Origin of the sequence: Halodesulfovibrio marinisediminis DSM 17456, assembly GCF_900129975.1 — a bacterium.
In the GTDB taxonomy this organism is placed as follows: Bacteria; Desulfobacterota; Desulfovibrionia; order Desulfovibrionales; family Desulfovibrionaceae; genus Halodesulfovibrio; species Halodesulfovibrio marinisediminis.
In genome coordinates, this window is sequence record NZ_FSRG01000008.1 from 96646 (window position 1) to 115605 (window position 18960).

7 protein-coding genes, 1 tRNA gene and 1 pseudogene are annotated in these 18960 nt (G+C 45.1%); 5 read left to right on the forward strand and 4 right to left on the reverse strand.

The annotated features are described in order from the left end of the window. Positions 1-617: 617 nt before the first annotated feature. Positions 618-5987: an autotransporter domain-containing protein gene (locus BUR09_RS15585; RefSeq protein ID WP_074217875.1), complete on the reverse strand. Its 5370-nt coding sequence runs from the start codon at positions 5985-5987 to the stop codon at positions 618-620. A gap of 1366 nt (positions 5988-7353) precedes the next feature. On the opposite strand from BUR09_RS15585, the pseudogene BUR09_RS16610 reads away from it, so the two are divergent. Continuing rightward, positions 7354-8436, forward strand: a pseudogene (locus BUR09_RS16610) (IS3 family transposase); the annotation flags it as partial. A 105-nt stretch (positions 8437-8541) separates the two neighbouring features. Here the strand turns inward: BUR09_RS16610 and BUR09_RS15600 are convergent. From BUR09_RS15600 to BUR09_RS15610, 3 genes are all read right to left on the reverse strand, one after another. After that, positions 8542-8628: transfer RNA gene (locus BUR09_RS15600), tRNA-Leu, on the reverse strand. 81 nt (positions 8629-8709) lie between these two features. Further along, the gene (locus BUR09_RS15605; protein ID WP_074217877.1) at positions 8710-9075 is read right to left on the reverse strand and encodes a hypothetical protein; all 366 of its coding nucleotides are present in this window, start codon (positions 9073-9075) and stop codon (positions 8710-8712) included. A 150-nt stretch (positions 9076-9225) separates the two neighbouring features. Then, positions 9226-12492, reverse strand: a complete 3267-nt coding sequence (locus BUR09_RS15610) for a methyl-accepting chemotaxis protein (protein ID WP_175566052.1) — start codon at positions 12490-12492, stop codon at positions 9226-9228. A 356-nt stretch (positions 12493-12848) separates the two neighbouring features. On the opposite strand from BUR09_RS15610, the gene BUR09_RS15615 reads away from it, so the two are divergent. From BUR09_RS15615 to tsaA, 4 genes are all read left to right on the forward strand, one after another. Continuing rightward, the gene (locus BUR09_RS15615; RefSeq protein ID WP_322788062.1) at positions 12849-14117 is read left to right on the forward strand and encodes an alkaline phosphatase family protein; all 1269 of its coding nucleotides are present in this window, start codon (positions 12849-12851) and stop codon (positions 14115-14117) included. A 314-nt stretch (positions 14118-14431) separates the two neighbouring features. Beyond that, positions 14432-16582 carry an ATP-dependent helicase gene (locus BUR09_RS15620; RefSeq protein ID WP_074217880.1) on the forward strand — a complete coding sequence of 717 codons (2151 nt, stop codon included), beginning with the start codon at positions 14432-14434 and terminating at the stop codon, positions 16580-16582. 85 nt (positions 16583-16667) lie between these two features. Further along, positions 16668-17672, forward strand: coding sequence for a thiamine-phosphate kinase (gene thiL / locus BUR09_RS15625; RefSeq protein WP_074217881.1), 1005 nt, complete (start codon positions 16668-16670; stop codon positions 17670-17672). Positions 17673-17863: 191 nt separating this feature from the next. Continuing rightward, positions 17864-18847, forward strand: a complete 984-nt coding sequence (gene tsaA / locus BUR09_RS15630) for a tRNA (N6-threonylcarbamoyladenosine(37)-N6)-methyltransferase TrmO (RefSeq protein WP_074217882.1) — start codon at positions 17864-17866, stop codon at positions 18845-18847. Positions 18848-18960: the final 113 nt, after the last annotated feature.

Sequence of the window (18960 nt, forward strand, 5' to 3'; positions counted from 1 at the left end):
CAAGGACGTGCTAAGTAAACGACATTTTTAGCCGGATCTTTTATGGCTAATGCAAGAGCAAGTGGCGGAACAGGGGTGGGATCTGAAGAAGGACGTGACCGTGTGTACTAAGCCCTACCATCACCTTCAATGTAGATGACAAGATCCTCACTCATTCCGTATTTTGTGTAAGCAACAAGATCGTAACGTAGGGTGCGATACGTTTGTTTGGTAAACGGTGTAGTTTGTTCTAGTTGGCTTATTGAGAAGGAAGAACTGGAAACGCCAGCACAACTGCTACAGCAAAGGATAAGGAGGAAAATAAAAATTTTATACAAAAAGTGTGTCATCTCGGCGTAGGGTACAATGTATAAGTGTTGCCTTGAGGTTCTGTAAGATAGAAAAATGGCTTTTGTCGTGCATGCGCATAAGAAAATTTTAATGAAGTTATTTTGGACAACACATGCACGTAACTATCTTACTGAGTCTGTATCGGGAGAACCGTTTATGACTATTAGGTTAAAATAGAGGGCGCATATATGCGCCCTCTATTGTTTGGGCTTCTCGTCTCCCCTAAAGGGGTGAGTTGAGAAGTCCGGAAGGGCAACGCCCTTCCGGTTCTATGTGTTTACTAACGATTAGAATTCGTAAGTAGCGTTGATTGCGCCACCGTAGCTTTCGCGGTGTGCACTACCGAGGAAGTCGAAGTCAGCACCGAGTTTGAAAGCGTCAGTGATCTGGTAGTCGAGACCTGCGCCAACAGCGATGTTGGTGTAGTCACGCTCAACAGATGAATCAGAGAGAGCAGGACCAGCAGCGAAGCGGCCATTAGTTACAACATTTTCACCAGCCCAATCCTGTACCCATGCAACACGCAGTTCAGGAGTGAGTTTGTCGAAAGTGCCGCTTAAACGTACACCAAGAGCAGTTTCGAAGATGTTGTTGTTCTGATCATCAACAATCAGGTTAGACTTGCCAGCACCGTGTTCAGAGTAGGACTCAGTGCTGATGTAGCTGTAATCCGCTGCGAGGAACGGAGTAACAACAAGTTTTTCAACCATAAAGTCTTTACCGATTTCAGCACCGAAGTTGAGGGTGTAACCATCAAAGTCAGCTGATGCTTTGCCGGCAAGAACGGTCATGTAGCGATCTACGTCGTACTTGTTGAAGCCGTAAGATGCGTGACCGTCGAGGTACCAACCTTTACCAAATGTGTAGTCAGAGTACAGGGTAAAGAGATGGGTATCGATGTCATTTTCGTTATCGGAATCTTTAGAGTCTACATTTGTATTCATGTAGGTGTATGCGAAACCAAGACGGAAGTTGTCGTTGAGAGCGCGGTCAATACCGAAGGTGAGACCAAGAGTTTTGGAATCGTATGCGGTACCACCATCATGAGCAGACTCGTCTGCATAGTTTCCGAAGAACTGACCCCAGAGTTTCCACTGAGCATCTTCACTACCGGAAGAATCACCGCGAACATTAGCAACGTGAGTGTTGATAACGTTGCGTGCAGAAGCGTTAGCAGCGATTACAGAAGTAACAGCGCCAGAGAACGGTTCTGGGTGAGCTTCGTCGATTGCTTTTTGGAGAAGAGCAGTGTTGGCAAGACGTGGATCGTTGCCGAATACTGTTTTCATAGCAAAAGCATCGTTAGGATTTACGCCTTCAGCAGCAAAGTCAGCAGCGTCTTTAACATCGAGGTCAATGGTAAGAGATTTCTTATCTTGACTAATGCCTAAGTTTTTAAGGGTGTAGAACGCAGAGCTCGCACTAACATCAGTCATGTTTTCAGCAGTGATATCACCAGCACCAGTGCTTTGAGCAATTACGATACCGTCTTCGCTTACAGCATTATCTGCTACTTTTACGTTAACAGAAGTGTTATTGAGTGTGATATCGCCGGTTGTTGTGGTGATTTTACCGTTTTTGGTTGCTTTAGCAACGCTGTCGTACTCAACGGTAGTTACGAGCTGAGCAGAGCTTTCATGATCTGGTGTAGTATTACCGAATGTAACGGCATTTGCATCAGCTGTGAGCACTGATGTTCCAAGGTCAAGAGTAGCCACGCCGTCAGCATCTTGTTCTGCGTTGACCTTCATGGCACCACCAAGTGTCATGTTTGCGCCAAGGAGCAGGGAGGCTGCGTCTTCAATCTCAACGGTACCAGTTGTTGTTACTTCACGGTTGATTGCAAGAGTAGCATTATCTTCAACTTTAATTGTTGAAGCTGCAAATGCATTTGTTACGCCTTCAGCAGCTTTTTCAACAATGATTGATGAATTATCTTCTGCTGCAAGAGCCATTGCTTGACCAGCGTTATCAACAGTTCCTGTTACGATAGCTTTAGAGTCTTCGTAGGTGGTAACACTGATGTTCTGAAGGCCAACAGTATTATGAATCTGAGCTTTATCAATAGTCAATGTAGCTTTGTCAGCTACAGCTATTTTAACAAAGCCTTTGTACTGAGTATTTGCTGCTTCAACGTTTGCTGCATTGAATTTAGAAATTGCAGTATCACTGAGGAAACCAAGAGTGCCAGTACCCTTGAGGTCGACGTCTTGATTATCATCGCTACTATCAACTACAGAACTACCGTCAGCGATAAAGAACGTACCAGCACCAAACACCTCTAGAGTCTGATCTGTTAGTACAGTTCCTTTATTGACGAAAATTCCGTTGTTTTCAATTGCAGTTGTTGCATTGGTGATTTCTACAGTGCCACCAGACTGGTTTATAAATTCACCGTCATTTGTAATATAAAGAGCTGTATCACCTGCACTAGCATCATCATCAGTTAATATAACAGTTTTGTTGTTAAGGAAGCTACCGCCATCAACAGCAATTTGAGCAGCTTTGCCAGTAGAATCTGCTGAAACTATTCCTTGGTTGTCAAAGATGCCATCTTCTTCAACCGTAACAAAAAGGTTATTGAGAGCTTTTTGAGATTTGTTAACCACAGTTGTGGTTGTTTCATCATCTCCTTCGACAATAATTCCATCCGCACCTACAACGGATCCTCCATTATTGCTAATGTCGAAATTACCTGCGCCCTGCTCATCAGACTTTGTTGGGTCGGTGATGGTTGCATCTTTAACAAATTCAACAGCACCTGCACCAGCAAATTCGATTTTTTGAGCAGTACCACCAGCGTAGCAGTATTCTCCATTATCACTAATAACAACATCAACCTGAATATCACCTGCGTTTTTAACTTCTTTAAGGTCGGTTATTTCAGTGATGGCATCTTTGTTTGCATCTGAACCTGCATCTACACCGCCAACGAGCTTTGCACCGGACTGGACGTCAAGTACATAACCTTTGAGAGCGTCTGATTTACCGGTAGTATCATCTTTATCATTAACAGTGAGGGTTGCGTTTTCAGCAACAGCAACATTAGTGAATCCTTTAAGGGTGAGCTTCTGATCAGAAGTAGCTGCGCCCTGTACGAGTAAATCACTAGGGGTAGCTGTATCAACAACCGTTGCATCTTTTGCAAGTGTAACAGTGTCATCAGCATCTTTGTCAAAGTTTACAATTGCAGTGTCGGCTGTGCCAACTTTACCACCAGCAAGAATTACTTCTTTGTTACCAGTGCCTGTGTCGTCAATACTAGCAACAGAGCCACCAGAAAGTTTTACAGTTGCATCAGCGTTAGCAACGCTACCCATAGTAACTGCACCAGCAGTGCCGGTTACGTTTTCAAACATAGCACCGGTACCAGCAACGGTAACTGCACCAAGCTTACCTTCGTTTTTGAGGGTAGCGTGGTCGCCAACGGTTGGTGTAACTTCGGTAGCAAGAGCTTTCTCAGACTTGTTGGTGACAACAATTGCTTTATCAGCAGATGCGCCTTCAAGAGCAACAGCAGTAAACTCTTTAAGTGTGGTTTTGCCAAAAGCAAAGTTTTTGCTAGCAGCAGCATCTCCTTCCAAGTCAGTGATTGTACCGGAAGCTTTGATATTCAATACATCGGTTGCACCATAGGTAACAGTTGCGTCTGTAGTATCGCTGATCAAATTGATGATGTCATTGCCGCCGCCTTGTGCGATGGTACCAATTTTACCGCCACCAAGGTTAATGGTGTCTGCTGCTGCGTCGCCACCATTAACAGTTGTAACTTCGCCGCCTGTTATGGTGAATTCGTTTGTAGCTGTATCACCAAGATTGATTACGCCAGCTACTGAAGTACCACTGATGCTTACTGTATCGCTATCAGCACCGCCAGTAACTCCTGCAACCTTACCACCTGTCATGGTGAATGTGTTAGCACCAGCACCAAGGTCAATAGCGCCTACAACTTCACCACCAGTAACGGTGAGAATGTCGGCTTCACCCTTAAGAGCAATATCACCAGTTACTTTGCCCTCGTTGATAGTAACAAAGTCTGCAGCCGCATCACCTGTAATGCTAGCAACCTTGCCGCCGTCAACAGTTACTTTACCTGAAGTAAGAGTAACTGCACCGGTTTCGCCAGAAACGCTCTGGAGGTGTGCACCTGTACCATTAACAGTAACTGCACCAAGAGTACCTTCGTTTTTGAGGGTAGCGTAATTGCCAATAGTTGGTGTAACTTCGGTAGCAAGTGCAGTTGTAGATTTGTTGGTAACTACAATTGCTTTTTCAGCAGATGCACCAGCAAGAGCAACAGCAGTAAACCCTTCAAGTTTGGTTTTGCCAAAAACAAATTTTTTGCTATCAGTATCAGGAGCCGGCAAGTCATTGATTTCACCGGAAGCTTTGATATTCAGTTCGTCGCCTGTAGCAAAGGTAACCGTTGCGTCTGTAGTGTCGCTAATCAGATTGATGACATCGTTTCCACCACCAAGGTCGATGGTCGTAACTGTACCGCCACCAAGGTAGATGGTGTCAATACCAGTGCCACCAGCAATTTTAGCAATTGTACCGCCTTTAATTTCAGCAATACCATTGTCACCATCTGCAAATTTAACGATACCTACGGTGCCGCCATCTTCGTTAACAAACTTTGCGTTTGCATTATCAGCGATGGAAACAGAAGCAGCTGTCACGTCAGCGTTTTTGACAGTGCCGCTGTTAGTGAAGGTGCCGCCGTCAACAGCTACTGTTGCTTTAGTTGCGCTGTTATTTTCAATGGAGCCTTCGTTAATTGCATCACCAGCAGTTACTGTAAGAACAGTCGCGTCTTTATCTGCTTTACCAACAGTAGCGCCAGCTTTGTTGATAAATTCTGCATCGGTACCGTCAACAGTTACAATGCCAAGGATACCTTCGTTAGCAAGTGTTCCGTAATCTTTTACATTAATGTCTTTAGCAGCAGTAAGCTTGCTGGTTACGGTAACAGGCGTAGCTGCTTCGCCAACTACGTTAATTGTTTCAAAGCCTTTAATCTCACTTTCGCCAAAAGTTAAATCATTACCAACTATTGCGCTGGTAAGGAGGTCGGCGGTGTCGTTAAGATTAAGAATGTCTGTGCCAGCTTCACCATCAATAGTTTTGCCTGCAGCAGTCGAGCTTCCCGCAGTGATCGTCAAAATATCATCACCAGTACCCATTGTTACGTCGTCAGAGAAAACTCCACTTGCAACAAGAGTGTCATTACCTGCGCCAAAAGTTGTTGTGCCGGTAACCGTACCTTTATTGGTGAAGGTTACACCATTTGCAGCAGCATCGCCTGCAAATACAACGTTACCAAGGAAGGTATTACCATTGTTAAGGATAATTTCGTTTCCAGTAGTTGCCTTAGCGTCAAACTTGAGATTTTGCCCAGCTTCACCATAAGACTGTGCTGTACCGCCAAATGTGATGATAAGATCGTTAGCAGTAAAGTTTCTAATAACCTCAGTACCTGGAGCGACGCCTACTTGCTGAGTGTATGTGGTTGTCGCGCCAATATCCTCAGGTGTAGAGGCGATGTTGAAATCGCCAGGAGCAGCTAAAGCAGCAGCTGGTGCTGCACCTACGATAAAAGCTAATGCAGCGGCAGCAGCAGCTTTTTGGGCTCTACTCATTTTCTTCTTAGTAGCCATGAAAAAACTCTCCTTTTAAGGCCTTAAAAAAAGATAATAGGTTTGTAGTACAGACCAACTTGTTAAAAATGACATGCTGATGTTGGCGTTGTTGTGTAAACAGCTCGTTTACAGTTTCGCTAGCGATGTGCCCTTATTTGTACTGGCGGGAGCTACACAAACTATAGGAAGAAGACAGGTACATGCGAACCAGTAATAGAGGCTTTTGTGAGCGCGGTAAGCGTCCACAAGAGTCTTTTTATTTGGGCTAGCATGGTGGCAGTATCTTCTAACTATACAGTATATTGGGGGTCCCCCCCTCTCCTGCTAGTTCAATCTCCAGCGTGCCATTCTTAAAAAGCAGGTTTTGGGAGGGGTAATACCATAGAAAAATGAAAGAGGAAAAAATGCCTGTGAATAAATTCAGGCTGCAGTATTTATTTTTCTTGAAGTAAACGCGTGTTAAAAGTTAGTGCTTACTTGTAAAAAAACGACTTAGAAGTGAGTACTTACTGTTGTTAGTAGAATACAAAAAAAAAAGTAACAGTGTTCACTTGTTAAGATTTAACTATAAAAAAATAGCGTTTTTTATTCTTATGTAAATTGACTTTGTACTTTTTTATAAAAAGCAAATCCTGATAGTGGGATAGGAGCTATATGCCTTATCTAGTTATGTGTTGTCGTTTTTTCTATTGATGTTGTGAAGATGTTAACTAGCAATAACATTAGCAGGTTGCGAGTAAAGGCGTTGTATTCGAATGGATTGCCATGTTTTTTGTGGCATAGTAATTTGAGAAAATTATATATTATTTACTTTATATATTAAGTTTATATGAATGATAGTTTTTTTGTATTTTATTAATTCCGTGGTTATATAGTAATTTCATACTGATATATTGCTTCTATAAATCAATAACTCTTCCTCTCCCTGCACGAAGCTTGGCTGAATGAATATTTCAATCTGTTATCTAAGAATATAGCAAAGCTTGTTAAGGCAATATGTAGGTACAGCGAAGGAGGCGCAGGCTCCGCTTATGAATAGTAGACGTGCGAACCCTGCTATGATGATGAATGTGTATCGTGGTGGGGGACTAGCTCATTCCAAATTGGTATGAAAGTATTTGGAATTTATGAGGGTAAGGTGCTAAACCTACTTTGGCCGCACACAACTAGATTATTCGACTATTCAAAATTGTTATAGTCCATCTGTACAGACTAGCAGAAGAACCCACGAATAAAGAAAGCACCTTATCGGTGCTTTTTTATTAGTGTAACGCAAAAGTTATTGTCTAGAATAAGCCTTAGGCTGTGTAAATCTCCCGTACAATAAGACCAGCCGAAAGTTGATATTTTCGTTAACCTGCATCTTATTAAGAAGATAGGAACGATGCAGAAATCTCGATTCACTAAAAGTCAGAAAATTCGGATTCTCAAAGACGTTGAATGCGTCAGAAAGATTGCTGAAATTTGCCGCAAACACTCTGTAAGTCAAGCCACTTACTATAAGTGAAACAAAATATGGCAGGATGGAAACGTCTGAAACTCATTAGTTGCGTGACCTAGAAGCTGAGAATGCACGTTTGAAGCGAATGTTTGCCGATTTGAGCCTTGAAAACGAGGCGCTCAAGGATGTTATTGCAAAAAAGCTTTAGAGCCGGCTGAGAAGCATGAACTGATCACGTTTGTGCATCAGGCCCACGGCCTAAGCATTCGACGTTCATGCGCAGCATTGAAACACAGCCGTTCTGTCTACGTCTACAAAGCAAATCCGAGAGACGATTCGGCGGTCATAGAGTTGTTGCTTCAGCTGGCTGAACGATATCCAACATACGGCTTCCACAAACTATTTCAGCATATTCGCTGAAATGGAACTCGCTGGAACCATAAGCGCGTTTATCGTGTGCACTGCATGTTGAAAATGAATCTATGGAGGAAAGGAAAAAAACGTCTACCCTCCCGCAATCCAGAACGTCTTGCTGTGCCACCTGAAGCGAAATGTTGTTGGTCGGTAAATTTTATGCACGATGCGTTAATGAGTGGGCAGAGGTTCCGAACTTTCAACGTCATCAATGACTTCAGTCGTGAATGCTTAGCTGCGGCCAGAGTATTACGGGTGCTGGATCGTATTGATGCGTGGCGAGGGATTCCTGAAAAGATCAGAATGGACCTTGGGCCAGAGCCAGTCTCTATGGCAATGATCGATAGGGCAGAATGGAAAGGTATACATCTGGAACACATTTACCACGGAAAGCCGACTCAGAATTCGTGCATCGAACGGTTCAACCGAACCTATAGCGCTGAAGTTCTATGTTTTTACTTGTTTTCAACTTTGAGGAAAGTCACAGAACAAACGGAACGGTGTCTAAAAGAATACAATAAAGAACTGCCTCATAAGCTCCTCGGCAATCTGACTCCTGCCAAATACCTTGAAGCCCTTTCTCCCTGCAAAATTTCTATTCACGGGTGGAACCAATCAAGGGAGATTTACAACACCACTACTGACACCAAAAAAGAAGTTAGAGATAGGCACAAAAAAAGCTCTTACAAGAAATCCTTGTAAGAGCTTTTTTATTTCTGGTACCCGGGGCCGGACTTGAACCGGCACGTCCTTGCGGACGAGAGATTTTAAGTCTCTTGTGTCTACCAATTCCACCACCCGGGCACAGAAAAGGTGAAGCCTTCTATACCGCTAAACGGAAAGTCGTCAACCTCATTAGGCAAATTTTTTCATTTTTTTTATTCATTATACACAAGTTCCGGATGAAATATCGATTCCAGACTCTTTCCATGCCCCGTTTGTAAACTGGTAAAGGCTAGACATTTCGAGATTTTTTTGAATAGCGTACAAACGAGCTACCGTCTGAGTCGGGAAAAATGGAACCACAGCATCGCAGATAGTATGCAACAGTCCTTCATCATAGTCAGTTAGAACAAATTGAATTCGCAACCCATCATCAAGAGCAAAAAAATCTAGATGCTCTGCTCCGCATGCATGTAGAGTCTCTGTTAGCTTTTCCTTAAGCTCATCTTCGCACTCTATCAGTTCTGCATAACTCAGTTCCGAATTGTACTGTACATATCCCAACACTTCGCAATCATATGTTGCCATCAGTGACTCCTGCTTAATGAAATACCAAAGCTATACAAGCCATCACAGACACATTATGTCAACTACCTATCTACACATCACAACTACAATGCATAAAAAAGCCCTATCCCAATATTTGGGATAGGGCTCTAAACAAATTACACTTTCAACTTATCGCATTTCGCTAATCAAACTATTCAAGCGCTCTGCAAGACTGGCAAGTTCTGTAACTGCACTTGCCGACTGTGTCATTGCCTGAGAAGTTTCAAATGATATCTTATTAATCTCGTCAGTTGCGCGTGAGACCTCTTCTGCAGCAGCAGACTGCTCTTCTGCAGCGGTAGCAATTACACGAACTTGATCTGCAGAATCATTTGCATACAATAAAATGCTGGAAAGCAACTCACCAGAACGCTGAGCCTGAGCCGAACTTCTTTCAACGGCTTCTACTGTACGCTGCGCTTCATCCATATTCTGCTGAGTAACCTTCTGGATAGACTTGATCGCTGTACCAACCCTATCTGTAGCGCTCATAGTATTTTCAGCAAGCTTACGCACCTCATCTGCAACCACTGCAAACCCGCGACCAGCATCTCCTGCACGAGCTGCCTCAATCGCTGCATTCAAAGCGAGCAGATTAGTTTGATCCGCAATATCGTTAATCACGTCCATAACCTCACCGATAGAAGTCACCTGCGCTGTCAGTTCTTCCATGCTTATCGTTAACTGATGTGAGATTGCGTTTACTGCGCCGATAGTTTCAAGAACATCCTGTACGGCTGAAGCACCATTCTGTGCAGTTACACGAGTCTGTTCCGAGTTCTCCGCGGCATGAGAGGCATTCTGTGCAACTTCCAAGACTGTTGCATTCATCTGATCCATTGACGTTGCTGTTTGTGAAGCACGTTCACGTTGAATATCAGCGCCCTTGCTCGACTGCTCAATCTGTGCAGACAATTCTTCCGCCGCAGAAGACAGCTGGCTGCTGATATCAACAGCACTTTCGGCAAGCTCACGCATTTTATTCTGTGCCTTTGTAATCTCTGTTTGGTCCACAATAATTTTAAGGGCACCGACAACTTCATTTTCAACACAAATAGGAATCGCAGAGAAACTTGCATGCGAGCCTTCACCATCAATAACAAGATCTGCCTCAGAAGACTCTTTTACTCTACTTTCAATAGTACGATTACAAACACAACGCTCTGTTCTGCAGTCAGTAGAGTGTAAAACATCAAAACACTTATTCCCTGCTGCATCCTGAGGCACGACACCTGCTCCAACATGCTCACCGAACTGATTCATGAACAAGATATTGGAATTCGTATCAACTGACATAAGAACCATAGGCATTGCATCGAGAAATTCCACAAACACATCACACAGAGCGTTCGTATTACGAATAATCTCATTGTAGCCACCATAAAACTGTCCGGCATCTCCTCGTTCGCGTAGATTACCACGGCTTACAGCCGCACTGACAGAATCAACTACCCCGGTAACTTCATGCAACGTCTGCGGAATAGCCCTGACTGCGGAAGCTAGCTGCCCTATTTCATCATTTTGTTCAATATTCAGGGATACACCAAAGTTACCACATGCAATCTGTTTGGAAAATTCAACAACCCGTCCCAACGGCTTCGTAATACTAACAGCAATAAGATACGCAAAGATTGCAACCAGCCCCCCTATTACCAACGAAACAATCCAGACATTTTTTTTCAGCAAGGCAACAGGAGTTGTAACTTCATCCTGATCAATCTCAGCAATAAGTGCCCATGTGGAGGAACCAAACTCCAAAGGAGAAAAAGCAGATAGTACTATTGAGCCGCTATAGCCTATAATCTCTTTTGTGCCGCTCTGTCCGGACAGTGCAAGTCTCGTCGCCTCTGTATCAACACCATTCTTTTCTACCGTGCCGGCAAAAGACGCAGCCACATTTCGGTTGTCAGGATCTAGATAAGTTCTGGAACGCATTCGATTGTCACTACCTACAATATAGCACTGACCTGTTTTCCCCATGCCTGCACGCTGCTTCATAATCTTATTTATTGAATCAAGAGGCATCTGGAGACCTACGACAAACTGAACTTCACCGTCCTGAACAACCGGTTGAGCCAAAAACGCATATGGCAAACCATTACTTGGCCCATACGGCGCAAAGTCGCTAATAACCGGCTGCCCTGTTTCCATTACTTTCCTGAAAACTTCTCCCAATTTAGTATTAGAGAATTCTCCAGTCTCAATGTTGGTATGATAGTCGGACTCACGTTGAACACTGTAGAAAATATATCCGTCCTTTTGAATCAAATATAAATCAGCAAACCCGCTCTCAGCAGCAAAATCTTTAAACAGGCTGGAACCACCGTCACTCTCGTTCGCCAACACCTCTTCGAGGTTGATCTTTACAACGACTGCCCATTTTACACCTGCAATATTCAACGGTTCTAAAAGAACCATACATAATGTTCCAAAGCTGTCGACAAACAATCCTTCTACGGGCTTACCAGTTTCCTGTGCAATCTGCAGATAGTCAGTGGACACAAGAGTACCGATGCCGAAATCACCGCCACCAAGAGTAACAAGGGTACTACGTAAAGAAGGCTTTCTGCCTTCAAGTGAAACAAAATACACCTCTCCTGAAGTACCAAGCCCTGTCCTTTCCTGCGCAATCAAATTCATTGCTGTTTCCGGAATAGCTACAGCAATGTATCCGCTTAATCCTCTTTGTGCATCAATGAGCCGAGTAATGATAAACGCAACAGGTCGCTCGCCTGCAGGAGTGTACACTTCAAAGTCAGCAAACTTAATGCGGTGAGATTTCGAGCTGATCTCTTTAAAAGCTTTCGCCAACTCTGTCCTCTTCAATCGCCCAGTCGTAAGACTTTCCCCAAGATCAGAATGTTTCTTGGAAGAGTAAACAATCTGCCCTTCAGGGCTGATAAGTAAAACATCCGCCCAGCCATTTTTTCTGCAAAGGTTCCGCATCCGCCAACCTGAAGAGGAATTAAGACTCCGCCACGCTTCCGAATCCTTAGCTCCGGCTCTGGAAAGCTGCGTAAACTCGTAGGTAATTCTATTAAGATCAGAGTCACGACCAAGCATGGTCAGTATTGAAGTCTGCTCGATAAAATATGCTTCAATTTCCTTCTTTCTTTGGCGTTCAATAATCTGCATCTTTTCGAAGGCAGATTCTTTTAAATGCCCAACAGTCCCCACAAGACCACGTAAAGAACTCTTCCACTCTTCTTGAATATCTAAAATCTCGAGTTTTTTTGACTCTGTTACTGTCTCCAACTGGGAATACGCTTGGTGCATTAATGCACTAGACGCACTATTCATCGATATTATTCCTACAACAAATAACGGCAACAGACCAACGGCAAGAAAATAGCCAATCAACTTTGGCTTCATTGAAATATTAGACAATAATTTCATGTCACTCCCCGAGATTTTATGAAAAAAATAAGCGCAACAATCAGTTATCATATCGACGTGACATTCATAACATTAGCTTTCAATTTATTTTAAATATTACTAAATAGATATTCCTTATCAAATAAAACTAGTACATTTTTACCACAGTAATCTTTGTAGTTAGCTTTCTTTTTCACTTTGAAGTCCTAACAGCATGCTAGTTTTTATCAGTCAAAAATTCTTAAGAATAATCTGTAATGTCTTCACATAAATGCAAAGTAAAGCCCATTAGCATCTAGCCCTGCGCATAGCCATCTGATACACACGTGCTCATGTCATCGATAGAAAAAAACACTCACAACTACGGAAAACTCGTCGTGCTCGGACTGGACGGACTTCCGCTATCTCTTGCAAAACGTCTCGCAGCCACAGGGCGTTTTCCGTCCCTTGCACGCCTCACAGCAGATGCAACAGAGATCAAGGCTGAACTGCCGGAATTATCCCCAGTAAACTGGACAAGCTTCTACACAGCAGCAGGTCCCGGAGAACATGGCGTATACGGGTTCACCCGAATTCACAGCCGTGGCTACACCATGGGGCTTTGCAATTTTGAACAACCGCAGCATCCTACTATCTTTGACAGACTTGCAGAAAAAGGACTCCGTTCCCGCAGCATAAACCTGCCGAACACATACCCTGCACGCCCAATAAACGGGATGCTCATATCCGGCTTTGTCGCAGAAGAGTTATCGCAGGCAGTCTACCCAAAGTTTTTACTGAACCTACTCGGCGCAAACTACCTGCTCGAAGCAGACACGACCACAGGTGCTACAAATCCAACCTTTCTGCTCAACCAGCTGCGAAAAACACTGGCAGCAAGAAAACATGCTTTTTCCCTGCTCTGGAAAGACGGTGCGTGGGATCTATTCATTTTCGTCCTCACGGAAACAGATCGCCTTTTTCACTTTCTCTTCGATGCAGTGGAAGAAGCAGACCACCCATGGCACAACGAGTGCTTGAGTCTGTTAGAAGAATGGGATGCTATGATTGGCGACGTGCTTGAATCCTACGATGCTCTGCCGGAGCCAAAACGGCTTATCTCATTGGCAGACCACGGATTCACACGACTTATCACCGAAGTTGATGTGAACGCCCTGTTACGCCAAATGGAACTATTCAAAACACACCTGCCGCCGGAAGCTTGCAGCGAGCTTGACCCGCAACAAATATCTACGAACTGCAAAGCGTTTGCACTTGACCCAGGACGTATTTACATCCACGCTACCAGTCGCTTTGCACGCGGACCAGTTGCAGACGCGGATGTTCCTGCGTTAGAACAGCACATAGCAGAACGCCTCATGTCCGTAACCTACAACGGACGTCCCGTGTTTAAAGAAATTCACAAAGGGCGGGAGCTTTATTCCGGAAAAATGGCGCGATTTGCGCCCAATCTCGTCTGCGAGGCCACCGCCGGATTTGATCTAAAGGCTAAATTCAACCGGCGCGAACCATTTGGATTTTTTGGACGCACCGGAACGCATACAGTGCAAGACACGTTCTTTTATGATAGCCAAAACGCACAGTATCAACGGGTGCGCGATGTTGGCGCTGAAATTTTACGACATTTTCATGTTACCGACAGGTAGCGGAGAGCCTTCGGCGATACTTCTTTGTTGCCTCCGGTGGCCAGAGAACCTTTTTAAAAAAAGGCTTCTCTGGACTCTCCAAAAACTTTTACTCGCGAGAACAGCATGTTATATACACAGCCTCGCGACTTATGCACCACTACCTTTTGGTTAACCACAATATCTTGTTACTAACCCACCAGACCCTCTAGTCTACAAATAAGATTTTTAGGAAGGGGGTCTGGGGGAGAACCCTTTTGCAAAAGGGTTTCCCCCAGCCGTCGGAGACAAAAAAACATTTTGCTCTACACGCCGGAGGCAACCCAAATATCACCATGATTGATTATAAGAATGAATTGAACCCTGCCCAGTACGAAGCGGCAACCACACTTGAAGGCCCTATGCTTGTTATTGCGGGTGCCGGTTCCGGCAAAACCCGCACACTGGTATACCGCCTTGCGAACATGATCGAGCAAGGCGTATCGCCTCACGAAATTTTGCTGCTCACCTTTACCCGCAAAGCCTCGCAAGAAATGCTCCAGCGTGCCACAGAGCTGCTTGGACACTCTGTGGGCAACATTACTGGCGGCACCTTCCACGCATTTGCGTACTCTGTTCTACGCCAGAATCCTCCGGAAGAATACGAAGGTAGTCTTTCCATTATGGACTCTGCGGACGCTAATGGTGCGCTGAAGTACTGCAAAGATACGCTTGCTATCGGCAAGGGTGACAAGTCATTCCCTAAGATTCAGACAGTCATGGGCATGTTATCCAAGAGCCGTAACAAGGAGATGGATCTGCACGACATCCTTCGCCGTGAAGCATTCCACCTTGCTGCATACCGCGATGACATTGCTACCATCGGTACTGAATACGAACAGTACAAAGCTCAACACGGCTTGCTGGACTATGATGACTTGCTCTTTAAGCTTGAGCATCTTCTGACCACGAATAAAGAAGTGCGCGAATACTACCAGCAGCGCTTCAAATACATCATGGTAGACGAATATCAGGATACCAACCTCGTTCAGGCTCGCATCGTGCGTCTGCTCGCAGGCGGTCACGGCAACGTTATGGCTGTAGGTGATGATGCCCAGTCAATCTATGCGTTCCGTGGTGCAAACGTGCAGAACATTCTGGATTTCCCGAAACTGTTCCCGGGCTGCAAAATGGTTAAGCTGGAAGAAAACTATCGTTCCATCCAGCCTATTCTCGACTTAACCAACTCCATTCTTGCAGAAGCACCGCAGGCATTCCAAAAGAACCTGTTCTCCAACAAGAAAGATGGACGTAAGCCGGAAGTGCTTATCCCTCTTTCTGACCTGACACAGGCTAAAATGGTCGTGGATAAAATCGGCAAGCTGCGTAAGAAGTACAAAAACAAAGAAATTGCTGTTCTGTTCCGCGCTGGGTACCAGTCCTACCATGTGGAAATGCAGCTCAATAAGCTTGGTTTAAAATTCCGCAAATTCGGTGGACTGAAGTACTCCGACGCAGCACACGTTAAAGACGTTATGAGCTACGTTCGCCTGCTCATTAACCCGCTTGATTTGCCAGCGTTCCATCGCCTCACTGCCAATATTAAAGGCGTAGGCCCAAAAACCTCTATTCGAATTTACGAAGCAACACAGGCAGAAGACCCGACCAAGTTGCAGAAAGCGCTTGTAAGGTACCCTGACTTACGTGAAGACCTCGACCTAATCGACTCATTACGTCGTCAGCGCCTTGAGCCTGTAGAACTGCTTGAAGAAGTGTTGGTACATTACAAACCAAGACTCAAAACTATCTACCCTGACGACTACCCGCGTCGTGAGCATGGTCTTGAGCAGCTTGTGCAAATTGCGTCTGGATATTCTGATATCGATCTGTTCTTGTCCGATCTTTCTTTGGAAGACCCGACACAGAAACAGGAAGACGAGGAACAGGACCTCATTACCCTGTCCACAATCCATTCCGCAAAAGGTCTAGAGTGGGATGCCGTAATCCTTATCGACTTGGTGGAAGACCGCTTCCCGTCTCGTCATGCTGTGCAAAAAGCAGAAGAATTTGAAGAAGAACGACGCCTCATGTACGTTGCGTGTACCCGCGCCCGTAAGTATCTCGGCTTATTTGTTCCATCTTCTCTCTACGCACGCGGTACAGGTGGTAATGAACCGGCTATTCCAAGCCCGTTTGTACGCGATATCCCAGGCTCTCTTTATGAGGAGTGGCGTGAGAACTACTCAGGCACCGTAACGCAGACAGCGCGCCCTACAAGCACACCACCTCACCGTGCACCACAAAAGAGTAGCAGCAGTACACCAAAGCCATCCGCAAGCTCAGCACCATCCAGTGCCATCAGTGGTGGTAAATTAGGTTACTGCACACACAAGATTTTTGGTCGCGGTAAAATTGTCCAGCATCTACCGCCGGACAAATACCGTGTAAACTTCCCAGGCTTCGGACTTAAAGTCATTATGGAAGCATACTTGGTTATGGAAGACTAATCCAATATCCATGACGAATGCCGACAAACACGTTATTCTTACAGTTGCAGAAATTTGTCGGGCGCCAACACTCAGGAGCTTTTCCATGACGCATAAGTTATCTTCCGAAGTTGATTTTTTAGATTGTATTGATCGCCATTTTCCAAACAGTCATCCTCACCTTATTGTAGGACGCGGTGACGACTGTGCTGTGCTTTCATGCCCTGAGCGCATATGCTTGTCTTCAGACTTGTTTCTGGAAGATATCCATTTTCGCGAACAATACTTTTCCCCAGCAGACATTGGCCATAAAGCTCTAGCCGTCAGTTTGAGCGACATTGCCGCCTCTGGCGCAGTTCCGCTTGGATTTACTCTCGACCTCATGGTTCCAGAAGGGCGAAATCAGGTCTATTGGGATGAGTTTTTCAATGGAATGGCAAGTCTTGCACAGCAATACAATGTTCCACTCGCGGGTGGTGATCTTTCAAAATCACCAATTTTAGGAACATCCGTAACCATCTGGGGCGCACCAACACGCGCCGCAGGCGGCACACCTGTATTCCTTAACCGCACCGGCTGCTCCGAAGGGGACATCATTTTCCTTATAGGAACAATCGGGCTTGCACGCACAGGACTTAACGCTCTCGAAACCATTGGGCGCAACGCAATGGAAGAATATCCCGCAGCAACCAACGCACATCTACGCCCAATGCCTCAAATTGAAGCCGGACAAATTCTATCTGGTTACAGCAGCATAACGCTTATGGATTTATCCGACGGGCTTGCACGCGATATTCCACGCCTTCTCGGCGAAAAGACCGCATCATCAGCTGACAAACCGTCCACAAAAGGTGCCAGCATCAATATTACAACTGACATGCTGCATGCAGAACAACTGTCCTATGCACAGAAGCATAATCTTGATCCCGTCTTCGAAGCTTTCAAAGGCGGCGAAGATTATGCGCTTCTGGGAACGTGCCCAGCTTCCATCTTTGCGGAACTCGTTGTAAAACTTCCTCAAATGCAAAAGCTCGGCATCGTAACCAGCAATGGGCAGATTGTAGTTAATGGACAAGCCACCACAGAACATGGGTTTGACCATTTCGCGTAATTAACGAGCAAAGGGATATCTTTGAGTTTATTGCCTCCGGCGGGGAAGGGCTTTGCCCCTCCACCCCACAAGGGGGAGCCCCCCCTTGACCGGCATAACGTGCAGGCGAGTTATCGCCCGTAAACAATGACCATTCGTTCGATCAACAAATCTCTTCTAGTGGCTCATTTTTTTGATAACAGGAAAATACCATGACAGCGGAAGTTCAATTCATCGGCAGAGTTCGTACCCAATTTGATGATCTGGAAAAATGCCCGAAACAAGGCAACGAAGGCGGCAAAGAGGCATGGGTTGAAATAAACCCTGAATTTGCTGCTGGCTTAACCGAACTGTACGTCGGGCAAAGCATCGACCTGCTCACATGGTTTCATAAGGCGGACAGAACCACTCTGGAGGTTCATCCTCGTGGAGACAGATCACGCCCTAAACGCGGTGTATTTGCTACCCGCTCCCCATCACGCCCGAATCCGATTGGGGTTCATACCGTAACAATTCTTGAAATTGCCGAAAACAAACTACGTGTCGATCTACTTGAAGCGTTAGATAAAACTCCTCTGATCGACATCAAAAAGACACCAACGCCAGCTAACCTGATTACGCCAGTGAATATTCGCCGCGAAGATATCGACGAAATCACTCTGATATGTAGCAAGGCATGGACTCGACGACTTTTTTCAGGGTTCAACGGTAATGCCTCAATTCGCCTCGGTGATGCTTGCCTTATGACTGCAACAGGCTCCGCTAAAGGCTGCCTTGAGCCAAAAGACTTTGTTCTGGTCGATATTGCCAGTGGCAAAATTTTGGCAGGAAGCAAACCATCCTCTGAAGGCGAAATGCATTTAGAAATTTACCGGAACCAGCCAAAGGCGCGTGCAATTCTTCATACACATCCACCAAAAATTCTTGCATTGGGTGTGCTTGTTGAACCTGCACAAATGCTGAAGCTCCCGATTTTTGAAACTGACTTAATCGGTTCTCGTATGACCACAGCTCCAGCGTTTGAACCGGGAACTGTGGAACTTGCGCAGGCAACTGGAAAAGCCGCCATGACACACGACGCGGTATACATGGAAAAACACGGACTCGTATGTTGGGCAGACACACTTAGCCACGCACTTTCACTCAGCGAAGAGCTAGAACACTTAGCCTCTATCCATGTAGACGTAGTTCGATAATATTTTTTCTTTCACGAAGGCATCTAAATATAAAACGCAAACTTATACAAAAAAGAAGCTGCCCTCGCGAATAAAAGTCTTTGGAAAGGGGTCTGGGGAAGAACCTTTCTACA